The organism is Mesorhizobium sp. M7A.F.Ca.CA.004.04.2.1, from assembly GCF_004022825.1.
Lineage (GTDB): Bacteria > Pseudomonadota > Alphaproteobacteria > Rhizobiales > Rhizobiaceae > Mesorhizobium.
In genome coordinates this window covers 1-769 of sequence record NZ_RZPH01001579.1, presented here as the reverse complement: position 1 = coordinate 769, position 769 = coordinate 1, and the positions used below count along the sequence as shown (strand labels likewise).

The following is a 769-nucleotide window of genomic DNA, read 5'->3' as shown; positions in this document are numbered from 1 at the left end:
TCGTTGGAGATGGCGACGACCGGCACGTTGTACTTCTTGACCAGCGGCAGGATGGCTTCGAGCTTTTCTTCCTCGCCGGTGACGGAGTTGACCAGCGGACGGCCCTTGGCGACCTTGAGTGCTGCTTCGATCGCGGCGGTGACGGAACTGTCGATCGACAGCGGCAGGTCGACCAGCCCCTGCACGATCTCCAGCGTCTGCACCAAAAGGCCGGGTTCGGTCTCGTTCGGGTTAACCGAAGTGACGCCGGCGTTGACATCGAGCATGGTGGCGCCGCAGGCTGCCTGCTCGAGTGCGTCCCGGATGACGGTGTCGAAATTGCCCGCGATCATCTCGGCGGCCAGCTTCTTGCGGCCGGTCGGGTTGATGCGTTCACCGATCACGCAGAACGGCTGATCGAAGCCGATGATGATTTCTCGTGTCGCCGAGGCGACGATGGTACGGGTCATGGAATTCTCTCCGCCGTGATATAAAGATTTCTTTATATCGTTATCTGCTTTCGTTCAAGCGAATGGGTGGCCGTCCGCGCCGTCAATGCGCGGTCTTCACCATGTCCACCTGCGTTTCGGTAATGTCGTCGTGCAAGATGCTGTCGAGCCGGTCGGCGACGAGCTGATCGTCGCGGCGGATCTCACGTTTCCACGGCTGGCGGCCCTTCAGCACGCCCGATTCATCGACGATCTCGGCGACATATTCCTCCTGCCGGTAGGCCATCACATGGACGCCGGAAACGCCTGATATTTCCTTCACCTCGTTGATGATGTCGATG

1 protein-coding gene and 1 pseudogene are annotated in these 769 nt (G+C 59.9%); both read right to left on the bottom strand.

Annotation, left to right across the window (positions count from 1 at the left end; translation table 11 throughout):
• A partial coding sequence (locus EN893_RS36260; RefSeq protein WP_164901510.1) for a dihydropteroate synthase occupies positions 1 to 449 on the bottom strand: 449 nt, incomplete at its 3' end.
• 82 nt (positions 450 to 531) lie between these two features.
• Positions 532 to 769, bottom strand: a pseudogene (locus EN893_RS36255) (methylenetetrahydrofolate reductase); the annotation flags it as partial.